The 24383-nt window shown below is 73.3% G+C and carries 23 protein-coding genes; 18 read left to right on the top strand and 5 right to left on the bottom strand.

Annotation, left to right across the window (positions count from 1 at the left end; translation table 11 throughout):
• Positions 1 to 2: 2 nt before the first annotated feature.
• The 3 genes from ACH414_RS17465 (at position 3) to ACH414_RS17455 (ending at position 4732) form a co-directional block, all read left to right on the top strand.
• The gene (locus ACH414_RS17465) at positions 3 to 2411 is read left to right on the top strand and encodes a SpoIIE family protein phosphatase (RefSeq protein ID WP_398942329.1); all 2409 of its coding nucleotides are present in this window, start codon (positions 3 to 5) and stop codon (positions 2409 to 2411) included.
• Between the two features lie 102 nt (positions 2412 to 2513).
• Positions 2514 to 3704, top strand: a complete 1191-nt coding sequence (locus ACH414_RS17460) for a zinc-dependent alcohol dehydrogenase (protein ID WP_382534077.1) — start codon at positions 2514 to 2516, stop codon at positions 3702 to 3704.
• Entirely contained in the window at positions 3701 to 4732 is a 1032-nt protein-coding gene (locus ACH414_RS17455; protein WP_382534079.1) for a DNA topoisomerase IB, read from the top strand. The genes ACH414_RS17460 and ACH414_RS17455 overlap by 4 nt, the downstream gene beginning before the upstream one ends.
• A gap of 16 nt (positions 4733 to 4748) precedes the next feature.
• On the opposite strand, the gene ACH414_RS17450 is transcribed toward ACH414_RS17455, so the two are convergent.
• Together ACH414_RS17450 and ACH414_RS17445 are read right to left on the bottom strand one after the other, a co-directional pair.
• Positions 4749 to 5450: a DUF6766 family protein gene (locus tag ACH414_RS17450; RefSeq protein ID WP_398942326.1), complete on the bottom strand. Its 702-nt coding sequence runs from the start codon at positions 5448 to 5450 to the stop codon at positions 4749 to 4751.
• A gap of 81 nt (positions 5451 to 5531) precedes the next feature.
• Complete coding sequence (locus ACH414_RS17445) at positions 5532 to 5945, bottom strand: hypothetical protein (protein ID WP_382534082.1); 414 nt, start codon at positions 5943 to 5945, stop codon at positions 5532 to 5534.
• Positions 5946 to 6140: 195 nt separating this feature from the next.
• Here ACH414_RS17445 and ACH414_RS17440 point away from each other — a divergent pair, with 195 nt between their 5' ends.
• The 7 genes from ACH414_RS17440 to ACH414_RS17410 all read left to right on the top strand — a co-directional run bounded on the left by ACH414_RS17440 (position 6141) and on the right by ACH414_RS17410 (position 12025).
• Positions 6141 to 6701, top strand: a complete 561-nt coding sequence (locus tag ACH414_RS17440; protein WP_382534084.1) for a hypothetical protein — start codon at positions 6141 to 6143, stop codon at positions 6699 to 6701.
• Positions 6702 to 6716: 15 nt separating this feature from the next.
• Positions 6717 to 7358 (top strand): hypothetical protein, encoded by a 642-nt coding sequence (locus ACH414_RS17435; protein ID WP_398942324.1) that lies wholly within the window; start codon positions 6717 to 6719, stop codon positions 7356 to 7358.
• A 58-nt stretch (positions 7359 to 7416) separates the two neighbouring features.
• Positions 7417 to 8757: a cytochrome P450 gene (locus ACH414_RS17430; RefSeq protein ID WP_398942322.1), complete on the top strand. Its 1341-nt coding sequence runs from the start codon at positions 7417 to 7419 to the stop codon at positions 8755 to 8757.
• A gap of 130 nt (positions 8758 to 8887) precedes the next feature.
• Positions 8888 to 9451: a type 1 glutamine amidotransferase domain-containing protein gene (locus tag ACH414_RS17425; protein WP_398942319.1), complete on the top strand. Its 564-nt coding sequence runs from the start codon at positions 8888 to 8890 to the stop codon at positions 9449 to 9451.
• 267 nt (positions 9452 to 9718) lie between these two features.
• Complete coding sequence (locus tag ACH414_RS17420; RefSeq protein ID WP_398942317.1) at positions 9719 to 10684, top strand: LLM class F420-dependent oxidoreductase; 966 nt, start codon at positions 9719 to 9721, stop codon at positions 10682 to 10684.
• A gap of 12 nt (positions 10685 to 10696) precedes the next feature.
• Positions 10697 to 11371, top strand: a complete 675-nt coding sequence (locus ACH414_RS17415; protein ID WP_391768807.1) for an HAD family hydrolase — start codon at positions 10697 to 10699, stop codon at positions 11369 to 11371.
• Positions 11372 to 11473: 102 nt separating this feature from the next.
• Positions 11474 to 12025, top strand: coding sequence for a DUF6328 family protein (locus ACH414_RS17410; RefSeq protein ID WP_382534095.1), 552 nt, complete (start codon positions 11474 to 11476; stop codon positions 12023 to 12025).
• A 136-nt stretch (positions 12026 to 12161) separates the two neighbouring features.
• On the opposite strand, the gene ACH414_RS17405 is transcribed toward ACH414_RS17410, so the two are convergent.
• Entirely contained in the window at positions 12162 to 13916 is a 1755-nt protein-coding gene (locus ACH414_RS17405) for a VanW family protein (protein ID WP_382534097.1), read from the bottom strand.
• 161 nt (positions 13917 to 14077) lie between these two features.
• Between ACH414_RS17405 and ACH414_RS17400 the strand changes: the two genes are divergently transcribed.
• From ACH414_RS17400 to ACH414_RS17375, 6 genes are all read left to right on the top strand, one after another.
• Positions 14078 to 14857 (top strand): IclR family transcriptional regulator, encoded by a 780-nt coding sequence (locus ACH414_RS17400; RefSeq protein WP_382534099.1) that lies wholly within the window; start codon positions 14078 to 14080, stop codon positions 14855 to 14857.
• A 46-nt stretch (positions 14858 to 14903) separates the two neighbouring features.
• Positions 14904 to 15224 carry a putative quinol monooxygenase gene (locus ACH414_RS17395; RefSeq protein ID WP_382534101.1) on the top strand — a complete coding sequence of 107 codons (321 nt, stop codon included), beginning with the start codon at positions 14904 to 14906 and terminating at the stop codon, positions 15222 to 15224.
• Positions 15225 to 15395: 171 nt separating this feature from the next.
• Positions 15396 to 16433, top strand: a complete 1038-nt coding sequence (locus ACH414_RS17390; protein WP_382534102.1) for a phosphoesterase — start codon at positions 15396 to 15398, stop codon at positions 16431 to 16433.
• 45 nt (positions 16434 to 16478) lie between these two features.
• Positions 16479 to 18704, top strand: a complete 2226-nt coding sequence (locus tag ACH414_RS17385; RefSeq protein WP_391768803.1) for an NADP-dependent isocitrate dehydrogenase — start codon at positions 16479 to 16481, stop codon at positions 18702 to 18704.
• Positions 18705 to 18802: 98 nt separating this feature from the next.
• Positions 18803 to 19093 (top strand): hypothetical protein, encoded by a 291-nt coding sequence (locus ACH414_RS17380; RefSeq protein WP_382534106.1) that lies wholly within the window; start codon positions 18803 to 18805, stop codon positions 19091 to 19093.
• A 138-nt stretch (positions 19094 to 19231) separates the two neighbouring features.
• Positions 19232 to 20818 carry a sigma-70 family RNA polymerase sigma factor gene (locus ACH414_RS17375; protein WP_398942313.1) on the top strand — a complete coding sequence of 529 codons (1587 nt, stop codon included), beginning with the start codon at positions 19232 to 19234 and terminating at the stop codon, positions 20816 to 20818.
• A gap of 203 nt (positions 20819 to 21021) precedes the next feature.
• Here the strand turns inward: ACH414_RS17375 and ACH414_RS17370 are convergent, their stop codons facing one another.
• Complete coding sequence (locus tag ACH414_RS17370; protein WP_398942311.1) at positions 21022 to 21426, bottom strand: STAS domain-containing protein; 405 nt, start codon at positions 21424 to 21426, stop codon at positions 21022 to 21024.
• A 110-nt stretch (positions 21427 to 21536) separates the two neighbouring features.
• Here ACH414_RS17370 and ACH414_RS17365 point away from each other — a divergent pair, with 110 nt between their 5' ends.
• Together ACH414_RS17365 and ACH414_RS17360 are read left to right on the top strand one after the other, a co-directional pair.
• Complete coding sequence (locus tag ACH414_RS17365; RefSeq protein WP_382534112.1) at positions 21537 to 21926, top strand: helix-turn-helix transcriptional regulator; 390 nt, start codon at positions 21537 to 21539, stop codon at positions 21924 to 21926.
• A gap of 189 nt (positions 21927 to 22115) precedes the next feature.
• Positions 22116 to 23591, top strand: a complete 1476-nt coding sequence (locus ACH414_RS17360) for a glycoside hydrolase (protein ID WP_386570158.1) — start codon at positions 22116 to 22118, stop codon at positions 23589 to 23591.
• Between the two features lie 5 nt (positions 23592 to 23596).
• Here the strand turns inward: ACH414_RS17360 and ACH414_RS17355 are convergent, their stop codons facing one another.
• Positions 23597 to 24280, bottom strand: coding sequence for a CAP domain-containing protein (locus ACH414_RS17355; RefSeq protein ID WP_398942310.1), 684 nt, complete (start codon positions 24278 to 24280; stop codon positions 23597 to 23599).
• Positions 24281 to 24383: the final 103 nt, after the last annotated feature.

Raw genomic sequence — 24383 nt, 5'->3', positions numbered from 1 at the left:
ATATGGAGGACGTGCCTGCCTCCTCGGCCGACGGCGCACCCCCCGAGGTGCTCGCGCTGGCCAAGGTCGTCGCCAGGCTGCGGGCCGAGGTCGCGGACCTGGAGGCCGGGGCCGCGGCGACGGCTGTCCTCGAACGGGCCAAGGGCGTGCTCATGGCCCAGCAGGGGGTCACCGCCGAAGCCGCCTACGAACTGCTGCAGGAGCGCGCGGCGCAGCGCCACTGCACGCTGACCGAGGAATGCTGGCTCACCCTGGGCGGCACTCGCCCCCACGTGCTCGAAGCGGCCCCACAGCCGCCGCCCCCCTCCTCCGGCGCGGCGGCGTCCTCGTTCAGCACCGCCCGCTACTCGACCCGTGCCTCCCACGAGGGCCGGCGGGCGCTCCTGGCGCGGCTGGCCGAGGGCCTGGCGACCACGACGACCGCGAGTGAGGTGGCGGAGCTCCTGCGGGCGGTCCTCGGCCGGGCCGAGCAGGTCGACGCCGTCATGATCTACGCCCGGGCCGCCTCGGGAAGCCTGGAGCTGGTCGGCCACGCCGGCCTCGCCGCGGAGCTGGCGGAGCAGTGGAGCCACGTCCCGCCGCTGGCCGGTGTGGCGGCCCTGGAGGCGCTCACCGAGGCCCACGCGGTGTGGCTGGAGGACCTTCGGCTGGACGCGGGCCGCTATGTGCTCATCGGCGACACCCCCGCGGTGTGGCCCTCGCGCGCGTGGATCCCGCTCCCGGGCGAGCGGCCCGCGACGCTGGCGGTCGGCTTCTTCCGCACCAAGGACGGCCCGTTCGCCCACGACACCCGCAGTCTGCTGCGCGAGGCGGTCCGGCTGTGCGAAGGGCCGCTGCGCGCGCACACGGGCCGCGGCGCCCCCGGACCCGCACGACAGGACGCGGCCGTCGTCGCGGTCCAGCGGGTCTTCGACGCCCTGCCCGGGCCGGCCATCCTGCTGACGCCGCTGCGCGCGCCCGACGGCAGCGTCGAGGACTTCCGCATCGACGCGGCGGCGGCCGAGTCGCTCGACATCGCCGGGCGCCGGGGCAAGGAACTCCTCGGGCGCAGGATCCTGGAGACCTACCCGACGGTGGCGGGCAGCGAGCTGTGGGACGGATACCTCGAGACCCTGGCGACGGGGACGGTCTACGAGGGGCTTCCGTTCACGTACGAGGAGGTCGTCCTGGGCGTGCCCTACGAGTCGGTCTACTCGGTGCGGGCCTCCCGTCTCGAGGGCCGGCTGGTGGTCTCCTGGGTCCGCCACGACACCAGCGAGCGCGAGGCCCGCCGCCTGGACGACCTGCAGCGCCTGGGCAACCTCGGCTGGGCGAGCTGGAACCTGGCCACCGACACCATCACCTGGTCCGACCAGGTCTACACCATCTTCGCGCGCGATCGTGAGCTCGGGCCCATGACCCTGGAGGAGCTCCCCGCCCATCTGGTGCCGGACGACCTGCCGCGGCTCGGCGCGGCCGTCCAGCGCCTGCTCGCCGACGGCGCGGCGGTCGACCAGCCCTTCCGCATCACCACCCCGCACGGCGTGCGCCACCTCAGGATCGTCGCCGAGGCCCACGTGGACTCCGCCGGCACCCCGGTCGAGGTCCACGGCTTCTTCCAGGACCTCACCACCCAGCGCGGCACCGAGATCGCCCTGCGCGAGAGCGAACGCGACAACCTCATCCAGCGGGGCATGCTCAAGGCCGAACGGGCCCTCGCCGCCCGGCTCCAGGAGACCCTGCTGCCGATCCCCGAGCAGTCCCTCGAGCTCACCGGGCTGCGCGTCGACGTCGCCTACCTGCCCGCGGACGAGGGCGTGAACGTCGGCGGAGACTGGTACAGCGCCATCGCGCTCCCCGACGGCGGTGCCCTCTTCGTCGTCGGAGACGTCGCCGGCCACGGACTTACGGCCGTCGGCACCATGGCACAGCTCCGGTTCACCGCCAAGGGCATGGCCATCACCGGGTCCCGGCTGCCCACCGTCCTCGGCCGCCTCAACGCCCTGCTGCTGCACACGGCCACCGAACCCCCCGGGGCCACGGCGACCATGGTGATGGCGCGCTACCGCCCCGAGGACCACCGGCTGACCTGGGTCAGGGCCGGGCACCTGCCGCCCCTGCTGATCCGCGACGGCGAAGGACGATTCCTCCCGCAGCCCGAAGGGCCCCTGCTCGGCGCCTCGTTCGACGCGCCGTACGGCGAGGCCACGCTCGTCCTCCAGCCGGGCGACCACCTCCTGCTCTACACCGACGGCCTCGTCGAGGAACCCGACGAGGACATCGAGACGGGCCTCGCCGGCCTGGCCGCCACCGCCGCCCGCCTGGTCCGGCAGGGCCGCGACGAGAGCCTCGCCCGCACCCTGGCCGCCGGGCGTGAGCGCAGCCGCGACGACATCTGCGTGCTGGACATCCACCTGCCCCGCACGCCCTGAGGCGGGAGCGGGAGACCGGAACGGACGCGGGCGGTGCCCTGCCGGGCATGGTCCGGCGCGCAGCGGGCAGTCGCGCCGTACGCCACCGAAGGAGGGACCGTCATGCGCGCACTGACCTGGCAGGGCCGCGAGGACGTCCGTGTCGAGACCGTTCCCGACCCCGTCGTCCAGGACCCCACCGACATCGTCGTGAAGGTCACGTCGACCGGCATCTGCGGCTCCGACCTGCACCTCTACTCCGTGCTCGGCGCGTACCTGGACCCGGGTGACATCCTCGGCCACGAGGCCATGGGCATCGTGCAGGAGACGGGGCCCGAGGTGCGCACCCTGACCCGGGGCGACCGCGTCGTGGTGCCCTTCAACGTCTCCTGCGGCTCGTGCTTCATGTGCGACCAGGGCCTGCAGTCCCAGTGCGAGACCACCCAGGTCCGCGCCTACGACAAGGGGGCGGCCCTCTTCGGCTACACCAAGCTCTACGGGCAGGTGCCCGGCGGCCAGGCCGAGTACCTGCGGGTGCCGTTCGGCGACACCCTGCCCGTCAAGGTCCCCCACGGGCCGCCGGACGAGCGCTTCGTGTACCTGTCCGACGTCCTGCCCACCGCCTGGCAGGCCGTCGAGTACGCCGACGTCCCTCCCGGCGGCTCGCTCGCGATCCTCGGGCTCGGGCCCATCGGCCAGATGGCGGCCCGCATCGCCCTCCACCGGGGCGCCCGGGTGGTCATCGGCATCGACCTGGTGGACGCCCGTCTGGCCAGGGCCCGCGACGCCGGCGTCCATGTCCTCGACCTGCGCGAGGCGGACGGGAACGGCGGTCTGAAGGCGGCCGTCGCCGACCTCACCGACGGGCGCGGGGCCGACGCGGTGATCGACGCCGTCGGCATGGAGGCCCATGGCTCCGGCCCGGCCGCCCTGGCGCAGAAGGCCACCGCCCTGCTTCCCGACCGGCTGGCCAGGCCGCTCATGGAACACCTGGGCGTCGACCGGCTGCAGGCCCTCCACACGGGCATCGAGCTGGTCCGGCGCGGCGGCACGCTGTCCGTGTGCGGGGTCTACGGCGGCGCGGTCGACCCGATGCCCCTGCTCACACTGTTCGACAAGCAGATCCAGCTCCGCATGGGCCAGGCCAACGTGCGCGCCTGGACCGACGACATCCTGCCGCTGCTCACCGACGGCGACCCGCTGGGCGTCGAGGGCTTCGCCACCCACACCCTCCCGCTGGAACAGGCCCCCGAGGCCTACGCCCGGTTCCAGGCCAAGGAGGACGGCATGATCAAGACGCTGCTCGTCCCGTGACGGCGCGGCTGCGGACGAGCGCCCCGGACCGGCCGGGCTGGCGAAGGGTCCGGCAGGGCCGCGGCTTCCGCTATCTGGACGAGCACGGCCGGCCGCTCACCGCCGAGCAGCGTGCCCGGGTCACCGCCCTCGTCATCCCGCCCGCCTGGCGGGACGTGTGGATCTGCCCCTGGCCCAACGGGCACATCCAGGCCCTGGGAACCGATGCCGCGGGCCGCCGCCAGTACCTGTACCACGAGCGCTTCCGCGAGCAGCGGGAGGCGGCCAAGCACGCCCACGTCCGCCGCGTCGCGGCGGGCCTGCCGCGGCTGCGCCGGGCCATCGCCGACGACATCGCCGGCCGGGGCCTGGGCCGTGACCGGGTCCTGGCCTGCGCCGCCCGCCTGCTGGACCTGGGCTTCTTCCGGATCGGCGGCGAGCGCTACGCCCGGCAGCACGACAGCTACGGGCTGACCACCCTGCTGCGCGAGCACGCCGAGTGCCGACGGGGCGAGGTCTGTCTCAGCTTTCCCGCCAAGTCGGGCCGCCACCAGCACCGGGCCCTGGTCGACGATCCGGCGTTCGCGGTCGTCCGGGCACTGCTGCGGCGAAGGGAACCCGGCGAACGGCTCTTCGCCTACCGGGAGGGGCGGGACTGGCGCGAGGTGCGAGCCGAGGACCTCAACGCCTATCTGCGCGAGCGCTCCGGACGGGACATCACCGCCAAGGACTTCCGCACCTGGCACGCCACCGTGCTCGCCGCCGTCGCCCTCGCGGTGTCCGAGCCGGCCGCGAACGGGTCGCCCACGGCCCGCTCCCGGGCCGTCACCCGGGCCGTCCGCGAGGTCGCCGACTACCTGGGCAACACCCCGGCCGTGTGCCGCGCCTCGTACATCGACCCGGTCGTCATCGAGCACTTCGAGAACGGCCGGACCATCGCCCGCTCGCTGGGCCGCCTCGGCGAGGACGCCCGGTTCGGCCGCCCGGCCACCCAGGGCGCCGTGGAGCGGGCCGTGCTGCGCCTGGTCCGCGAGGAACCGGGCGCGTGAGGGCGCCCGCCCTGCCTCAGCCCTCGACGCCGGTGGCCGTGTGCGAGGCGCCGACCGGCTTCGACTCGGGGGAACCGCGCTGGCGCAGATAGATGGAGAGCACGACCATCGCCGCGACGGCGAGGAGCTCGGACTGCCAGTTCTGCAGGGTCCGGTTCCAGAAGTCCGCCGTGGCCACATAACCGGCCCAGCTGACGGGCTCCTCCAGCTGACGCAGCTGCACGCCGTTGTACGCGGCCGTGCCGGAGACGGACTGCGCCAGCCAGGACAGGACGAACAGCGAGCCCATCACCGTCCCGAGGGAGCGGGAGTAGAGGGTCTGCCGCCAGTCCCCGGCGCCGGCCCAGCGCGGGGAGTCCTCCCGCGCATGGACGCCCACCCGCTGCTCCTCGTCGCTCTCCGGACCCGCCTTGTGGACCTGCTTGGACTCGGGGGAGCCGCGCTGGACCAGCCAGACCGTGCCGAAGATGTAGAGGAAGAACTGGAGGAACTCCGACTGCCAGTTCTCCGTCACGTCCACGGCGAAGTCCGACGACGTCACGTACTCGGCGAAGTCGATCTGCTGCAAGCCCGCGACCGCGAGCTGCTCGTTGTACTCGACATGGCCGACGACGGCCTGGAAGGCCAGGGTCACCAGGAAGGCGATCCCGAAGACGAGCGTCAGGCTGTTGTCGCGCAGGAAGCTTCCGTGCCGTGCGCGGTCGCGCGGGTCCGTCATCGCTGGAGCACCCCGATGGTGATGAAGTAGCCGAGCCCGCCCAGGATCACGGCGAGCGTGGCGCAGAACAGGACACGCACCTCAGGCCCCCTTCACCAGACACTCGTACGGCTCGTCCGGCCGCGGCGTGCAGCCCGCGGCCACGACCTTCCAGCCGCCGGTGAACAGCGACAGGAACAGGGTGTCGCCCGACAGACGGACCATCGCCTCCCTCCCGTACGCCTCCACGGCCCGCATCCCGCGGGCCCGGGGCAGATCCTCCGCGGCGAGCGCCTTCGCGCAGGCGCTCTTCTCGTCCCGCACCAGCTGGTCGCGGGTGACCGGGGCCAGCAGGGCGCAGGCCCCGGCGTGGTCGTCGGCCTTGAGGGCCGCCTCGAAGGCGAGCGCCACCCGCCCGGCCGCGTCCTCCCGGGCTCCGGGCGACTCGCACGCGCTCAGGGCGAGGGCGGCCACGCACAGTACGGGGAGCAGGCGCAGCCGCTTGTGTTCGAGCACGGGGGGACTCCGCTGGGGCGAGGCGAGACCAGGACTCGTGCATCCTCGCGCCGCCGTGCCGGACCGGGATCCGCACACGCCGCCGCCCGGGCGGGCGTCACCCGGCCGGCGGCGCCGGTGTCCGTGCCCGTTTCGCGTTCCTGTCGGCGGGCAGCCGCAGGAGACAAGGGTCCATCGACGTCCAAGGGGGCGACCATGTCAACGGGAACTCTGCTGGCGATCATCATCCCGGTCGCGGTGGTGATCGTCCTGATCGCCGTGGCGATCGCCGTGAACCGGCGCCGCCGGCGTCGGCTCCAGGAACGGTTCGGCGCCGAGTACGACCGCACGGTCGACGAGGCCGGCAGCCGGCGGGCCGCCGAGCACGACCTCGCCGCACGCGAGGAGCGGCACGACTCCCTCGACATCCGGCCGCTCGACCCCGACCAGAGGCAGCGGTACGCAAGCGAGTGGCGCGCGGTGCAGGAGCGCTTCGTGGACAGGCCCGAGTCGTCGGTCCACGACGCGGACCGGCTGGTGACCAGCCTCATGCACGAACGCGGCTATCCCACCGACGACTTCGAGCAGCGGGCCCGTGACCTCTCCGTGGAGCACGGCCGCACGCTGGAGCACTACCGCGCGGCCCACGAGGTGGAGCGGATCAGCTCCGACCACCAGGCCACCACCGAGCAGTTGCGTGGGGCGATGATCCACTACCGGGTCCTGTTCGAGGAACTGCTCACCGACGGAAGCCCGTCCGGTTCCGGCCGGGCCTGAGAGGCGGCACTCGCCATGCGCGACGACATACCCGAGACCAGCGGCACCGACCTGTCGACCGACGACATCGCCCGCTCCCGCGAACGCGACACCGCCCCGGAGACCGACCGGGACCCGACGACCCGGGAGGCCCGCTCGGCGCCCGTGTACCCGGGCGAGGCCACGAGCACCGTCGGCCTGGGGAGCGAGGAGAACGCGGAAGGGGAGGAGAGGGAAATGAGCGAGGAGAGGGGGCAACGGGAAGGGGCCGGAGAGCGGGAACAGGGCGGCGGCGAGGACGAGTTCCGGCTGATGGACCCCGGTGACGCGGACGAGTTCCGGTCCCGGTGGCACGAGCTGCAGAGCCTGTTCGTCGACGATCCGCGCCGGGCCGTCAAGGAGGCCGACGAGCTGGTGGCGGCGGTCATGCAGAAGCTCGCCGGCTCCTTCTCCGCCCACCGCAAGCGCCTGGAAGGGCAGTGGCGCGAGGGCGAGGACGTCGACACCGAGCAGCTCCGCACGGCGCTGCGCCACTACCGCGCCTTCTTCCACCGCCTGCTCAGCACGGAGCGAGCCGGCGGAGACCGGCCAGGCGGAGACCGGCCCGGCGGAGACCTGCCCGACGGAGGTCGACCCGGTGGCCGTCAACTCGACGCCGACCGGGGTGACACCCACTGACCTGCCGTTTCCCGGGGCGGGCGCAGGCGGCACCACGGGGGCGCGCTACATACACGCGATGAAGGTCGTCTCCTCCCTCCCGACCGCTCCCCGAGCACTCCCCCTCATCGGGCACGTCATCCCGTTGCTGCGCGACCCGCTGGCGTTCCTGAACTCGCTGCCCGCCCTCGGGGAGCTGGTCCGCATCCGGCTCGGCCCGCTCTCCGTGGTCGTGATCTGCGATCCGGAACTGACCCGGCAGGCCCTGCTGGACGACCGGGTCTTCGACAAGGGCGGGCCCCTGTACGACCGCCTGCGCGAGGTGATCGGCGACGGCGTGGTGTCCTGCCGGCACCAGGATCACCGCCGGCTGCGTCGCCTGTCGCAGCCGGCCTTCCACCCGTCCCGGCTGCCGGATTACGCGCGGGCGATGACCGCCTGCGTCCAGGAGACGACCGAAGCGTGGCGGGACGGCCAGGTCCTCGACGTGCCCGCCGAGATGATGGCGACCAGCGCCAGGATCATCACCGCCACGCTGTTCTCCGACGCCCTGCCGGCCGCGGCGCACGGCCGGCTCGCCGCCGATGTCACCACCGTGGTCAAGAGCCTGTACCAGCGCATGTTCCTGATCCCGCCGCTGGACCGTCTGCCCACACCCGGCAACCGCGCCCACCTCGCCGCCCGCGCCCGGCTCCACGGCACCGTCGAGAACCTCATCGCCCGGCGGCGCGCGGACGGCGCCGACTACGGCGACCTGCTCTCGGCCCTGATGGCGGCGCACGATCCCGAGGACGACCGCCCCGGTATGACCGGTGCCGAGATCAGCGACACCATCGTCTCGTTCGTCCTGGCCGGCATCGAGAGCACCGCCGCCACCCTGTCCTCGGCGCTGGACCTGGTCGCCCGCCACCCCGAGGTCGAGCGGCGGCTGCACGCCGAGGTCGACTCCGTCCTGGACGGTGCCCCCGCCACGTACGCCGATCTGCCGCGGCTGCCGCTGAGCGAACGCGTCATCACCGAGACCCTCCGACTGCGCCCGCCCGGCTGGTTCTTCACCCGCGTGGTGACGACCGACACCCGGCTCGGCGGGCATCTGCTGCCGGCCGGGACCAGCGTCGCGTACAGCCCCTATCTCATCCACCACCGGCCCGACCTCCACGCCGATCCGGAGGCCTTCGCCCCCGACCGCTGGGACCCCGCGCACCCCCGGCCGCAACGGCACGCGTTCCTGCCGTTCGCCACGGGCGCCCGGAAGTGCGTCGGCGACTCCTTCAGCATGGTCGAGGCCACCCTCGCCCTCGCGACCATCGCGGCCCGGTGGCGCCTGGAGCACGTGCCGGGCCGCCGGGGGCGCCTCGCCCCCTCCGTGACGCTCGAGGTGCGCGACCTGCGGATGAGCGCCCACTCCCGGCGGCCCTGACCCGTCTCACGGTCGGGTCCGCCGGGTGCATGCGCCCACTGCTCGATCCGCCGGATCCACGAGGTTTGCGGGGCGCCTGCGCGGTCACGCGCAGGCGTACCAAGCCGCATCTTCCGAGAGGAGACGTACCGTGTCGCTCGATGGACAGAACGTGCTCGTCCTCACCACCAACTACGGAACCGAGCAGGACGAGCTGACGAAACCGGCGGCCGTCCTGCGGGAGAACGGGGCCCGCGTCACGGTCGCCGCACTGAAGGACGAACCGGTCCAGACCCTCGTCTCCGACCGCGAGCCCGGCGCCGTCGTCCAGCCGGACACGACGCTCGCACAGGCCTCCGCGGAGGCGTACGACGCCGTCGTCGTGCCCGGTGGCACGCTGAACGCAGACCGGCTGCGGACCGACGCCGACGCGCGCCGCCTCGTCTCGGCCTTCGCCGAGTCCGGGAAGCCCGTGGCCGCCGTCTGCCACGGGCCGTGGCTGCTCGTCGACAGCGAGCTCGTCAAGGGCCGGGAACTGACCTCGTACCCCTCGCTCCGGCCCGATCTGGAGAACGCCGGAGGCACCTGGACGGACCGGGAGGTCGTCGTCGACAACTCCGGCGGTCACCCCCTGATCACCTCCCGCAAGCCGGACGACCTCGACGCCTTCTCGTCGGCGATCGTCCACGCGCTCGACGGCGGCGGGAACCCGTAGGCGGGGCGTCAGCCGCGGTTGATCGTCTCGCAGGTGCCCGTGACCCGGTCCAGGGCCACGAGCTCCGCGGTGACGGTCTCGTCGCCGCCGCTCCCCACCCGTACGGCCGCCCGCGCCGCCGCCGGCGTACGCCGCGGCGGGCGTCGCCGGCAGGAGCAACGGCCGCCCGGCCAGTGCGAGGGTGAGGGCGGAGGCGACGGCGCGCGCCACGGGCCGCGCGCGGCACCCGCCCGTTTCGGAACCCCCGCTCGCGGCAACTCGCGGAGCATGATGCACATCGGATACACGATGATGACCGAGCAGGCGGGCCCGCGCGAGCTGGTCGGACACGTGGTCGAGGCGGAACGCGTCGGATTCGACTTCTCCGTGATCTCCGACCACTCCTTCCCCTGGCTGCCGGCCCAGGGACACGCCCCGTACGCGTGGAGCGTCCTGGGAGCGGCGGCGCAGGCCACCTCCCGCATCCCGCTCATGACCTACGTGACCTGTCCGACCTTCCGCTACCACCCCGCGGTGGTCGCCCAGAAGGCCGCGACGCTGCAGCTCCTCAGCGAAGGGCGCTTCCGGCTCGGCCTCGGCTCCGGCGAGAACCTCAACGAGCACATCGTCGGCCGCGGCTGGCCCTCGGCCCGGGTGCGGCTGGCCATGCTGGGAGAGGCCGCCGAGATCATCCGCGCCCTGTTCTCCGGCGAGTACGTGACCTGGCACGGACGCTACTTCCAGGTCGACGACGCCCGGCTCTGGGACGTGCCCGAAACCCCACCGCCCCTCGGCATCGCCGTCTCCGGGCCCCGCTCCTGCGCCCTCGCCGGACGCCACGCCGACCTGGTGATCAGCACCGAGCCCAAACGCGAGCTCCTCGACGCCTTCGACGCCGCGGGCGGGGCGGGCAAGCCCCGGATCGGACAGCTGCCCATCTGCTACGACACCGACCGGGACGCGGCCATGGCCCGCGCCCACGAACAGTTCCGGTGGGCCCTGGGCGGCTGGCGCGTCAACGCCGAACTGCCGCTGCCGGCGGGCTTCGCCCAGGCCTCCGCGCACACCCGTCCGGAGGACGTGGCGAAGAGCATCCCCTGCGGCGACGACGTGGACGCCGTCCTTGCGGCGGCCCGCGGCTACGCCGAGGCGGGGTTCACCGATCTGGCCCTGGTCCAGATCGGCGGCGACCACCAGGCACCCTTCCTCCGCTGGGCGGAGTCGACCCTGCTGCCCGCACTGCGCGACCTGTAGGGAGGCGGAAACATGGACCGCGCCGCACTCTTCGACGTCGACGGCACCCTGGTCGACACCAACCACCTCCACGTCGTCGCCTGGTGGGAGGCCCTCCGGCAGGGCGGCCACCGGGTGCCGACGCACGCCGTGCACCGTGCCATCGGACTGCCCGGGGAGCAGCTCATCGAGCACCTGCTCGGTCCGTCCCGCGACCGCTCGGAAGACGCCCGCCTGAGCGCGGCCCACGACACGCTCTACGGCACGTTCTTCGAGCGCCTGCAGGCCTTCGACCGGACGGCGGAGCTGCTGCGGACACTCGCGGACGACGGCTGGAAGGTCGTCCTGGTGACCTCGGCCAAGGACCGCGAGCTGAGCGCCCTGCGCCGGGCCGTCGACGCCGACGACGCCCTCACGGACACCGCGAGCGCCGACGACGTCGAGCGGGGCAAGCCCGCGCCCGACCCGATCGAACACGCCCTCTCGCTCGTCGGCGTGCCCGCGGACCGGGCCGTGTTCGTCGGCGACAGCGTCTGGGACATGAAGGCCGCGCGCCACGCCCGGGTGGTGAGCGCCGGGCTGCTGTGCGGTGGCATTCCGCGCGCCGACCTCACCGAGGCCGGCGCCGCCGCCGTGTACGACGACCCGGCCGACCTCCTCGCCCATCTGCACAGCAGCCCCTTCGCGGAGGTCGCGGAAGACGGATAGGCGGCCGGTGCCGGGGTCCGGCTCGGCCGTTTGCGCGACCGCCTGCCGGGCACCGCACTGCGCAGGACGGGGACGCGCCGAGCCGAGGCCCAGGAGGCCGTCATGACCACGACGAGACGCCCGACGGAGGCCGAGTGGCGGGCCGTGCCGGAGGAGACGTCGCCCGCGCCGCCGCCGCGCCCACCCGAAGGCGCCCGGGAGCGGGTCAACAGACGGTGGCAGGAGATCCTGCAGGAGACCCGGGTGGCCCAGACCGGGGTGCAGATCCTGTTCGGTTTCCTGCTCAGCCTCGCCTTCACCGCGCGCTTCCGTGAACTGGGCCCCTTCGACCGCGGACTGTACGTCGTGACGGTCGTCCTCGCCGCCTCCTCGACGGCCGCCCTGATCGCCCCGGTCTCCCTGCACCGATGCCTCGCGGGACGGCGCCTGAAGGAGGAGGTCGTGACGGCCGCCGGGCGGCTCATGGTCTGCGGCCTGCTGCTTCTCGGCCTGACCGTCGCCTGCACGCTGATGCTCATCCTGAACGTGGTCCTCGGCGGAGCCCTCGCGGCCGGGATCGTCGTCGGCGGCGTGATGGGGTGGTTCGCGCTCTGCTGGTACGGCGCCGCCTACCGCGTACGCCGCCGGGCGCTGTCACGGACGCAGGACCACTGACCGGGACCAGGGAGACCAGGGAGACCAGGGCGATCCCGACGAGGACGGGACGTAGCCCGTGACGCGAAGGGCCCTTCTCCACGGAGAAGGGCCCTCCGCATGCCGCGTGCCGTTCACTGTTCCCGTCGTGCGCCGGTCACTGTTTCGCGTCCCCCGTGCACGTCACCTTGTCCCGGGGCGTGTAGTGCGTCGAGAACGTCTCCCGCTTCACCTCGGTCCCGCCGTTCTTGAAGACCCGGTCGACGTTGATGTCGAAGCCCTCCAGCGGTTCCTGGACCTCGCACTTCTCGCTGGGGTCCTTGCGCTCGGCGGGCGGCTTCACGTTCGTACGCGGGCCCGCGACCGCCTCCACGGAGTCGTACTTCTTCGTGCCGAGGAAGCTGACCGTCACCGAGGAGTCCGTCGAACTCGCCTTGATGTAGAGGGGGTTGCCCGAGTCGTTGCGGAACTTCAGGTCGAGCGTGCCCCACGCGACCGTCGCCTCGCGGCCCGCCGGATAGCGCTCGATGTAGAACGAGTGCGCGCCGTGCTCGATCGGCTGGACCCCGGCGAAGAACAGGGCGTTGTAGACGGTGGTGGCGACCGCCGAGACGCCGCCGCCGGGCGCCTTCTGGTACTGGCCGTCCATGATCATCGTGCCGTCCACGAAGCCGTTGGCCTTGGTGCGTTCGCCGACGGTGCGGTTGAAGCTCCACACCTCGCCCGGCTGCACGACCGAGCCGTTGATGAGCTCGACGGCCCGGCCGATGTTGGTGGTCCGGTACGGAGCGGTCGGGAAGTTCACCGTGAACGTCGACATCTGCTCCTTGATGCCCAGCTGCGCCAGCGACCTGGCCGACAGCTGGGGCTCGGTCACCTTCGTGGCCACCGGCGCCGTACGGGCCGCCGCGCCCTCCTTGGTGAGCAGCGGCTCGACCGCCCGGCCCAGGGCCTTGGCCGACACCTCGCGGCCGGGGCGGCCGTCCTGCTCGACGACGACCTTGCCGTCCCGGACGCCCAGCCGCGCCTCGACCGGGGCGCCGGTGAGGGCGTCCAGGGGGCGGGCCACGTCGGGGTCCCGCAGCAGGGAGGAGGTGTCCAGGGACGAGCTCAGCCGGCCGCCGGCGGACGTCACCTTCAGGTGGTCGCCGAGGGTGGCCGCCGAGATCGCGAGCCGCTTGTCGCCCGCCGTGAGCGTGACCGGACCCGACATGGCCGGGGTCGCGAAGTCCTTCATGAAACGGGAGACCTCGGCCGCCGTCACCTTGGGCTGGGTCACGGAGACCGGCAGCACCACCGGGGCCGAGCCGCCGGCCGCGGGGAACGCGCCGCGCAGCGCGTCGACGGCCGCCGTGGTGTCGAGGGCGCGCCCCTCGCGCGGCGGGGTGGCGACCGCCTTGCCGTCCTTGAAGGCCACCGCGCCCTCGCGGACCGTACGGTCGTGCTCCTTGGCGGTCGCGGCGACGGCCGCGTCGGCCTTCGCGGCGTCGAAGGAGACCACCGGCTCGATGTTCCGCTCGCCGGGGGAGAAGAGGCGGCCGATCACGGTGAAGGGGTCGCGGGACGGGTCCGCGGCCTTGTCGGCGGTGGCCGCCACGTCCACGGTGAGGCCGGCGGCCGCCGGATCCACGGTCGCGTCGGTGTCGCCGATGCGGACCTTCAGCGGGTCCTTCCAGGCGGCGGGCGCCGCGTTCGTGAGCCGGGCGGCGGCCTCGGCGCGGCTCAGCCCGCCGATGTCCACCCCGTCGACGCGGGTCCCGGCGGATATGTCGTCCCCGGTGGCGACGAGGCCGGCCACATAGAGCCCTCCGGCGACGGCCGCGACCGCGCCGGTCGCGAGCGCCGCCTTGCGTATGTGGCCGCGGCGCCCCGAGGGGCCCGCGGTGGCGTGGTCGGTCGTGGAGCGGCGCACACACCCTCCCGGTGCGGTAAGGATCAGAGGTGGATCAGCCGGATCGGGCCGAAACGGCCCGGATCGGCGCAGATCACGAACTGACACCGTACGTCCAAACGGGCGAATCGGGCTATGAGCCACATCTCACCCATCCCTCGGTGACCCTCTAAGGTGGATCGGTGCCCTCGTCCCCTCCCGGACCCCAGTCCGTCGACCGCGCCCTCGCCCTCCTCGACGCCGTCGCCGACGCCGAACGGCCCGTCCCCGCGAAGGCGCTCGCCCGCATGCTCGGCTGCGCGCTGTCGACCGTCTACCACCTGACCGGCCCGCTGATCGCCCGGGGCCACTTGGTCCGCACCCCCGAGGGGTACGCCCCCGGGCCCCGCGTCCCCGCACTCCACCGCGCCTACCAACGGCACCACGGTCTCGGCGGCGGCGGGGCCGGAATCGGCGAGCTGCTCGGGCTGCTGCGCCGCACCTCCGGCGCCGAGGCGTACTTCACCGCCTACCACGACGGCCGGATCACCGTCGTCGACACCACGGCCCCCGTCACGGACACCGCCCACCCCTTCGTCCCCGGCACCGAGGACCGCGCCCACGCCACCGCCCACGGCAAGGCCCTGCTCGCCGCGCTGCCAGGAGCGCAGCGCCGGCGCTATCTGGCGGACCACGGCATGGCCCGTTTCACCGAGCGCACCATCACCAGCCCCGAGCGCTTCGAAGCCGAGCTGGCCCGGGTGCGCGAGCGGGGCTTCGCCGTCTCCGTGGGGGAGGCGGACCCCGCGTACACCTGTCTGGCGACCACGCTCCCGGCGCGCGGCGACGGTGTCGTGCACGCGCTGTCGGTCTCGCTGCCCACGGCCGAGTTCCGGCGGCGGCACGGCGCCGTGCGCGCGGCGCTCGCCCGCGCCGTCCCGCTCTTCGCCCCCGCCGCCTTTCCGACCCTGCCGGAATCCTGACCCCCTCCACTGGCCGGGGCCACGGGTGGCGGCGCACCGTGGGGGCATGATCTTCATCGCCGTACGGTTCACCGTCCGCCCCGAGCACGCCGACAGCTGGCTCGAGCGCGTCGCCGACTTCACCCGCGCCACCCGCGAGGAGCCCGGGAACCTCTTCTTCGACTGGTCGCGCAGCGTCGACGACCCCCACCAGTACGTGCTCCTGGAGGCGTTCGCCGACGCCGAGGCCGGTGCCGCCCACGTCGCCTCCGCGCACTTCAAGGCCGGCCTCGAGACGATGGCCGGCGCCATCGCCGCCACCCCCGAGATCATCAACGTCGAGGTGCCGCAGCAGGGCTGGGGCGCCATGGCCGAGCTCGCCCGCTGACACCGGCCGGACTCCCGGGCGCGGCGGGGCGCCGCGCCACCGCGGCGCGCGGCGCCCCGCCGCGACCACCCTGCTGACCCCCGGGCCCTGATCCGTGCCGTCCGTCCCCGACGCGTGTCGTTCGGGTGCCTCCAGCGGGCGGACCGGGCCGGGGCGGGGTCGAATCGAGGCATGGCACCCTTCGACAGGCCCCGTACCGGCGGCTCCGCGCGGAGCGTCGCGACGGCGGGCGACACCTGGTGGTACGCCGCCGTCGCCGCCGAGGCCGCCGGATCGTTCAGCGCCCGCATCCGCATACGCATGCGGCGCGCCTGCCTCGCCGCCGTGCTCCTGCTCACCGTCGCCTACGCCGGACTCGTCCTCACGGCGACCGGCCGGCGCTGGGGGGACGCGGCGCTCGCCGGGCGGCTCGCCGACCCCGCCGTCGCCCGGTTCCTGCGCGAGCACCCCTCACTGCGCGGCATCGGCACCCTCTCGCTGGTCCTCGCGGTCCTGCTGCTCGTCGCCGTCGGCGCCCTGCGCAAGCGGTACGCCCTCACCGGCGCCGTCCTCGGCACGCTGGCCACCGCCCTGGTCGCCGCCGAACTCCTCCAGCGGTACGCACCGGGGCCCCGCTTCGTCGACGCGTCGGGTGCCGCCGTCCAGAGCGGCTTCCCCGGCAGCGCCTCCGTGGTCGCCGCCGGCACCGCCCTCGGGTTCATCGTGATCGTGCCGCACCGGCTGCGCGCGGTCGTCGTGGGCCTCGCGACCCTGTGGGCCGCCGCCCTCGGCGCGTACGCCATCGCCTCGGGGCGGCACCGCCCCGGCGACGTGATCGCCGCCGACCTGCTCGTCCTCGCCGCCTTCGCCGCGCTCGTCGCCCTGCTCGCCCGCAAGGGCAGGATCCGGCCGGCCCCCCGGGGCAGCCTGTCCCGGCGCCGGCTCCTGGTGGCCGTCCCGCTGGTCCTGGTCGCGGCGGCGGGACTCGGCGTCGGCCTGTATCTGCTGCCGGGCTGCCTGCCGGGCCCCGGGCCCGTCCCCGCCGAGCTGCCGCGCATCGCCCACCGCTGCGGACAGGCCCTCGCGGCCGGCACCGGGGCGGGCGTCGCCGTGGCCCTGCTCGCCCTCCTGCGGCACGTCGACCTCGACCGGGGCGCCGCCCCGTACCGACTCGCGAGTCCGGTTCCCGAGGACCCCTTTCCCGAGGAGCCCGATCACGAGATATCTTGATGTCGAGCAATCTCGCAGACGCAGACGTGGAGCGGAGCACACCCGGTGACTGACTCGACCATCATCTACACGCACACTGACGAGGCGCCCGCGCTGGCGACCTACTCGTTCCTGCCCGTGATCCAGGCGTACGCCTCGACCGCCGGCGTCAACGTCGAGACGCGTGACATCTCCCTGGCCGGGCGCATCATCGCCTCCTTCCCCGAGCGTCTCGAGGAGGGCCAGCGCATCGCTGACGCCCTCGCCGAGCTCGGCGAGCTGGCCAAGACGCCCGAGGCCAACATCATCAAGCTGCCGAACATCTCGGCCTCGATCCCGCAGCTGAAGGCCGCGATCGCCGAGCTCCAGGCGCAGGGCTACGCCCTCCCGGACTACCCGGACGACCCGCAGACCGACGAGGACAAGGACGTCCGCGCCCGCTACGACAAGGTCAAGGGCTCGGCCGTCAACCCGGTCCTGCGCGAGGGCAACTCCGACCGCCGCGCCCCCGGCGCGGTCAAGAACTACGCGAAGACCCACCCGCACCGCATGGGCGCCTGGACCCCCGAGTCCAAGACCAACGTCGCCACCATGAGCGAGAACGACTTCGCCTCCACGGAGAAGTCGACCGTCATCGCCGAGGACACCACCCTCCGCTTCGAGCACGTCGCCACCGACGGCACCGTCACCGAGCTGCGCGCCCCGCTCAAGGTCATCGCCGGCGAGGTCGTCGACGCCTCCGTGATGCGCGCCGCCGCCCTCAACACCTTCCTCGCCGAGCAGGTCGCCCGCGCCAAGGCCGAGGGCGTGCTGTTCTCCGTGCACCTCAAGGCCACCATGATGAAGGTCTCCGACCCGATCATCTTCGGCCACGTCGTGCGCGCCTTCTTCCCGCAGACCTTCGCCAAGTACGGCGAGGTCCTGGCCGCCGCCGGCCTGTCCGCCAACGACGGCCTCGGCACCGTCCTCAACGGCCTGGCGTCCCTCCCGCACGGCCTCGGCGAGGAGATCAAGGCCTCCTTCGACGCCGAGCTGGCCGAGGGCCCGGCCCTCGCCATGGTCGACTCCGACAAGGGCATCACCAACCTGCACGTGCCGTCCGACGTCATCGTCGACGCCTCGATGCCGGCCATGATCCGCACCTCCGGCCACATGTGGGGCCCGGACGGCCAGGAGGCCGACACCCTCGCCGTCCTCCCGGACCACTCGTACTCCGGCGTCTACCAGGCCGTGATCGAGGACTGCCGTGCCAACGGCGCCTTCGACCCGGCCACCATGGGCTCCGTCCCGAACGTCGGCCTCATGGCGCAGAAGGCCGAGGAGTACGGCTCCCACGACAAGACCTTCGAGATCGCCGCGGCCGGCACCGTCCGCCTCGTCGACCCGGCCGGCAACGTGGTCCTGGAGCAGGAGGTCGCCGAGGGCGACATCTTCCGCTCCTGCCAGACCAAGGACCTGCCGATCCAGGACTGGGTCAAGCTGGCCGTCACCCGCGCCCGCGCCACCGGCGCCCCCGCCGTCTTCTGGCTGGACGAGAACCGCGCCCACGACGCCCAGCTGATCGCCAAGGTCAAGACGTACCTCGCCGAGCACGACACCGAGGGCCTGGACATCCGCATCCTGTCCCCGGTCGAGGCCACCAAGTTCTCCCTGGAGCGCATCCGCCGCGGCGAGGACACCATCTCGGTCACCGGCAACGTCCTGCGCGACTACCTGACCGACCTCTTCCCGATCCTGGAGCTGGGCACCAGCGCCAAGATGCTCTCGATCGTCCCGCTGATGGCGGGCGGCGGCCTCTTCGAGACCGGCGCCGGTGGCTCCGCCCCCAAGCACGTCCAGCAGCTGGTCAAGGAGAACTACCTGCGCTGGGACTCGCTCGGCGAGTTCTTCGCCCTGGCCGCCTCCTTCGAGCACCTGGCCACCACCACGGGCAACGCCCGCGCCCAGGTCCTGGCCGACACCCTCGACCGCGCCACCGGCACCTTCCTCAACGAGGACAAGTCGCCGACCCGTCGCGTCGGCGGCATCGACAACCGCGGCAGCCACTTCTACCTGGCCCTGTACTGGGCCCAGGAGCTGGCGCAGCAGACCGAGGACGCCGAGCTGGCCAAGGCCTTCGCGCCGCTCGCCGAGACGCTGTCCGCCAACGAGCAGAAGATCGTCGACGAGCTGATCGCCGTCCAGGGCTCCCCGGCCGAGATCGGCGGCTACTACCAGCCCGACCCGGCCAAGGCCGCGGCCGTGATGCGCCCCTCGGCGACCTTCAACGAGGCCATCGCGACGCTCGTCTGATCACCGAGGCGACGCCCTGACCGCCCCGGCCGGACATCCGTCCGGCCGGGGCGGTCGCGTCGGTGGCGCATATGACGTCCGGGTGTGAGTCTGGATGGATGAGCTGGGCATCATGGACGACCGCCGGTGTGTACACCGGGCGTGGCGGGGTGCTGACCGACGAGGTCGGTGTCGTCACGGGCGATGTGACCGTGCACACGACCTACGCCGAGGGCGAAGCACGTGTGGCCGTGCAGTACAGCGGCGCCTCCGACTGGTTCACCATGTCGGGCAGTCCGGTTCCCTGCGGATCGGAGGAGGCCAGCCGCGACCTGCACGACGCCGTGGTCGCGGCGGTACGGGAAGGGGGCGGGGCGAGGGTGCCGATCCTGCCGCATCTGTCGGGATAGCGGCCTGCGGGACGGCCCGTCCCGTACGGACGCCGGGACACCTGCCGGGATAAGTGTTGTCCCGGCCGCTCCCGGGGGTCTCCCGAAGACGGCCCGCACCGGGCGGGTACCGTCACCGGGGACGAGGGAGCACAGCACATGAACAGCGTCGAGCACCGCACCGCCGAGCTCGTCGAGGCGGCGCGGGCCGGTGACGCGCGCGCCGGGGACGAACTCGTACGGGCCTATCTGCCGCTCGTCTACAACATCGTCGGGCGTGCCCTCGACGGCCACGCCGACGTCGACGACCTCGTCCAGGACACGATGCTCCGCGCCCTGGACGGTCTGCCGGGACTGCGCGACCCGGCCCGCTTCCGCTCCTGGCTCGTGGCCATCGCCATGAACCGGATACGGCACCGCTGGCGGGAACGCCAGCAGGCGCCGCTGCCCGGCCTCGACGGGGCCGTGACCCTCGCCGACCCGGCCGGCGACTTCACCGACCTCGCCATCCTGCGCCTCGGCCTGACCGGCCAGCGCCGCGAGGTGGCCGAGGCGACCCGCTGGCTCGACGAGGACGACCGCGAACTCCTCTCCCTGTGGTGGCTGGAGGCCGCCGGCGAGCTGACCCGCGCCGAACTCTCCGCCGCCCTCGACGTCCCTCCGCGGCACGCCGCCGTGCGGGTCCAGCGGATGAAGGAACGCCTGGAGACCGGTCGCGCCGTCGTCCGCGCCCTCGCCGCCACACCGCCCTGCCCGGACCTCGCCGCCACCATCGCCGGCTGGGACCACCACCCCTCCCCGCTCTGGCGCAAACGCCTCGCCCGCCACCTCGACGGCTGCCCCCACTGCGCCCCCACCCGCACGGGCCTGGCCCCCGCGGAGGGCCTGCTCGTGGGCTTCGGCCTGGTGCCGCCGCTGCTGATGTGGGCGGGGCGGGACGGGAGCGGGGGTGTGGAGACCGTGGCGTGGGCCGGTGGATCCCCTGTCCAGAACCCTGGATCCGACGGTGGTGCCCTGGATCCCGGATCCGATATCCAGCCTCCGATATCCCACCTTCCATCGGGCGACCCTGGATCCACCCTCCCGTCACCTGGACCCGACATCCCGTCCCCTGGACCCGACATCCCGGATATCGGTCCCCACCGGGCCCGCCGCCTCCTCTGGCCCGCCGCCGTCGCGGCCATCGCCATCCTCGGCGGTGCGCTGCTCCTCGTACCGCACGACCAGGAACGGCACGCGGAGACGCGGAAGCCGGCTCCCGCGCCTCCGGCGCCGGCGACCCCGGCCGCCACGCGGACCACGACCCCGCCGCCCTCGCCGAGCCCCTCGCCGCGTCCCACCCGGACCGAACGACCGCGCCCCAGCCTGGCGGAGCAGGTGAACACGCTGGTGAACGCGCACCGGGCCGAGGCGGGGTGCGCCCCGCTGCGGATGGACCCGAAGCTCTCGGCCGCGGCCCGCGCGTACGGCAGGGACATGGTGGCCCGCGGCTACTACGGCCACGACAGCCCGGAGGGCACGGACGCGGGCGCGCGGATCGAGGCGGGCGGCTACTCCTGGAGCGCCTGGGCCGAGAACCTGGCCCGAGGACAGCGCACCCCTGAGGCCGTCGTGGCCGACTGGATGTCCGACGCCCCGCACCGCCGCAACCTCCTCGACTGCGCCTACCGGGACACCGGCGTCGCCGCGGTCCCGGGCACCGACGGCACGGTCTGGGTACAGGAACTCGCCGCGCCGCTCGACTAGGAGCTGCCCGGTGGCGCGCAGGGCGCCTTGGACGTCACCTCATCCGGTGAGTCCGTCGAGTCCGTGCGACGCGTCGTCGGCCGGCGGGAAGTCATGCGCGAGGGGCGAAGAGTGACGGGTCGTGGGGATCGACGAGCGGCTGGTGCGGGACGAGTCGTGGAGCTGTTCCCGGGCCGGCTCTCCTGGCCCGTGAACGCGGTGACCTAGTCGGCGACGGCGTCGGCGATCGTGTCCCGGATGTGGAGGACGCCGTCGGCGCCGGTGATCGCGCACAGGCGCTGGACCTGCGCCGACGGTGCCGTCACGCGCAGCTTTCCCGTCCGGTGGACGAGGATCATCAGGTTCAGGGCGGACGAGTCCGCGAAGGTGATCCGGGAGGCGTCCAGGATCACCGTCGGGTGCGTCTCGACCGCCTCCCACAGCGCGTCGGCCAGGGCGTCGACCGAGTGGAGGTCGTACTCGCCCCGGGCCTCGACGACCTGTGCCCCGCGGTACTCGTACCGGACGACCGCGTGCCGCGGTGCCTCGCCCCCGGCCCGTTCCGCCGCCGGCAGCGTGCCTTCGGACCGGGGCGGGAGATCGATGATGGCGGCATCATCCCAGGGCATACGTGTACTCCCTCCGGCGCCCCTCGCGCGAGGGGAAGTGACGTCGAATGCAGGAAAACTATGTCATGGTTTTTCGTTCCGGCAAACCGTGTCACGTAGAATGCCGGACCATGCTGGAAGCTCCTGAGTCCCACACCGGATGGACGTTCATCACGAACCACGCCCGCGTCCTCGCTTCTATCGCGGACAATCCGAACGCCCGCATCCGCGACATCGCCGCCCGCTGCCGGCTGACCGAGCGGGCCGTGTCGCGGATCATCGCCGACCTCGAACAGGACGGCTATCTCTCGCATACGCGGGAGGGGCGGACGAACACGTACCGCATAGCGCCGGGCAAGGCGCTGCGCCATCCCGCGGAAGCCAACCTTCCGCTCGCCTCCCTCCTGTCCCTGCTCGTCCAGAGCGAGACGGAGCGGACCGCCGTCCAGCAGCAGGCCGACCCCCGGCAGCACGTCGCCGCCCCCCAGGCCAACACGCGGCAGCAGCCGGTCGCCGGCTGAGGGGGGTGGGCCGCGGCCTTCCGGCCAGGAGGGCCTCGGGCCCGGGCGCGGAGCGCGAATGCGCAGGTCGGCGCCGGTTCCCCGCGGCTCGGCCGGAAGGCGCGAGGTGGCTTGCCGATCTTGGTCGAAGCGTTCAGACTGAGCCGGTCGCGTCCCGCGCGGGGGCGCACGGGGAGGGGGACGCAAGCGATGGATCGACGGAGTGTGCTGCGCGGCATGGCGGCCCTGCCGGCCGCGGCGGCGGTCGTGGGGCTCGGTGCCGGCACCGCGCGGGCGGACGGGGCGACCGTCGTCGACCCCGCGTCGAACCGTGGGACGTGGGAGGGCTGGGGCACCTCGCTCAGCTGGTGGGCCAAGGCGGTCGGTCCCGACCCGGTGGTGGCCGACGCCCTCTTCGGCAGGGGATCGGTACAGCTGCTCGGCCAGACCCTGCCGGGGCTCGGCCTGAACATCGTCCGCTACAACGTGGGCGGTTCCAGCACCCACGCCATCGACGGCCGTGCGATGCGGCCCGAGCCGAGCACCGCCGGATACAAGGCGCTCGAGGGCTACCAGCTGGACTGGTTCAGCAGCGACCCGTCCTCGTCCAGCTGGGACTGGTACGCCGACGCCAACCAGCGCGACATGATGTGGCTGGCGCGGGACCGGGGCGCCGACACCTTCGAGATGTTCTCGAACTCGCCGATGTGGTGGATGCTCGAGAACGACGACCCGCGCGGCAGTGAAACGCCCTGGCACTGCAACCTCCAGGACGGCAACTACGGCCGCCACGCCGCCTATCTGGCCACCGTCGCGCGCTACGCCCACGACCACTGGGGCATCGACTTCCGTTCCGTACAGCCCGTGAACGAGCCCTGCCTGCCGTGGACGCCCGAGGAGGGACGCGGCCAGGAGGGCTGCTTCTACACCCCGGCGCAGCAGGCCCGGCTCATCGCCGAGACCCGAGCCCAGCTCGACGCCCGCGGCCTGGCGTGGATGGAGATCCCCGCCATGGACGAGAACGGCTACGACTACGCGCTCGACACCTGGAACCGCTTCGACCCCGCCACCCGCCAGACGGTCGGAAGGATCAACGTCCACGGCTACCGCGCCGACACCCGCCGCGACCTGCTGTACGACGCCGCCGTCGCGGCCGGTAAGCGGATCTGGATGTCGGAATACACCGACGTCGACGGCAGCGGGATGACGATCGCCCGCAACCTCGGCCTCGACATGCGATGGCTGCACCCCACGGCGTGGGTGTACTGGCAGGTCGTCGACAACAGCAACGGCGGCGGCTGGGGCCCGATCGAACTCGTCGACAACCGACTCGGCCTCGTCAACACGAAGTACTACGTCCTCGCGCAGTACACCCGGCACATCCGTCCCGGCATGAGGATCCTCGACACCGGCACCCCGGACGTGGTCGCCGCGTACGACTCCGCCGCACGCAAGCTGGTGATCGTCGCCGCGAACCACGACACGGACCGGTACCTGGACTTCGACCTCTCGCGGTTCACCACCGCGGCCACCGACGGCGCACTCGTGGACCGCTGGATGACGGCCACGGCGGGGTCCGAACGGTACGCCCACCACCAGGACACGTTCCTGCACGGCCGGCGCTTCTGGTCGTGGTTCCCCGCCCGGTCGGTCCAGTCCTTCGAGGTGACCGGCGTCGACCTCTGACCGTCCTAGCGGGAGGCGAAGTCCTGCACCCACCAGGGGCCGTTGGCCGCGAGGGTCACCCCGACACCGATGTCCTCGAACGCGCAGTTCAGGATGTTCCTCCGGTGGCCCTCGCTGTTCATCCAGTCCTCGACCGCCTGCGCGGGCGTGTGCGGGCCCCGGTGGATGTTCTCGCCCCAGGTGGACCAGGTGTATCCGGCCGCGGTGATCCGGTCGCCCGCGTTGCGCCCCTCCGGTGACTCGTGGGCGTAGTAGTGGCGTGCGGACATGTCGTCGGCGTGTTCCTGCGCGGCCGTGCGCAGCTTGGCGTCCGACCTGAGCGGGCCGCAACCGGCCTTCTCCCGCTCGGTGTTGACGAGGGCGACGATCTGGTCGACGTACTGCCCCGCCGACCCCGCCGACCCCGCCGACCCCGCCGACCCCGCCACAGCGGGCACCGCGTCCGCGACCGGCGCCGGGGCCAGGCGCGTGTCCGCCACCGGGGGAGTGCCCGCGCCGGCCGGTGTGCCGAGCGTCGTCACGTACACCCCGCTCGCCACCACCAGCGCGGCCGCGACCGCCCCCGCCGCCGTCCCCGCCCAGCGGAAGGACGGCGCGCCCCCGCGGTGCCTGCCGCGGCCACCGCCCCGCTCGGGCGGCCGTCCCGGACGGCCGGTGGGGGCGTCTGCGTCGTGCGCGTCGTGCTGCATGGGCTCCGCTCTCTGTTCGAGGCCGCCGGACCGTCCGGTGTCGTGGGAGAGCCACCGGGGCGACGGAAACAACACTTTCCGGCCCCGGCCGGCGCGACACCCC

This window comes from Streptomyces sp. NPDC020422 (assembly GCF_044386705.1).
Classification (GTDB): domain Bacteria; phylum Actinomycetota; class Actinomycetes; order Streptomycetales; family Streptomycetaceae; genus Streptomyces.
Note: the sequence above shows the minus strand (reverse complement) of the source record. Positions and strands in the feature narration are given on the sequence as shown.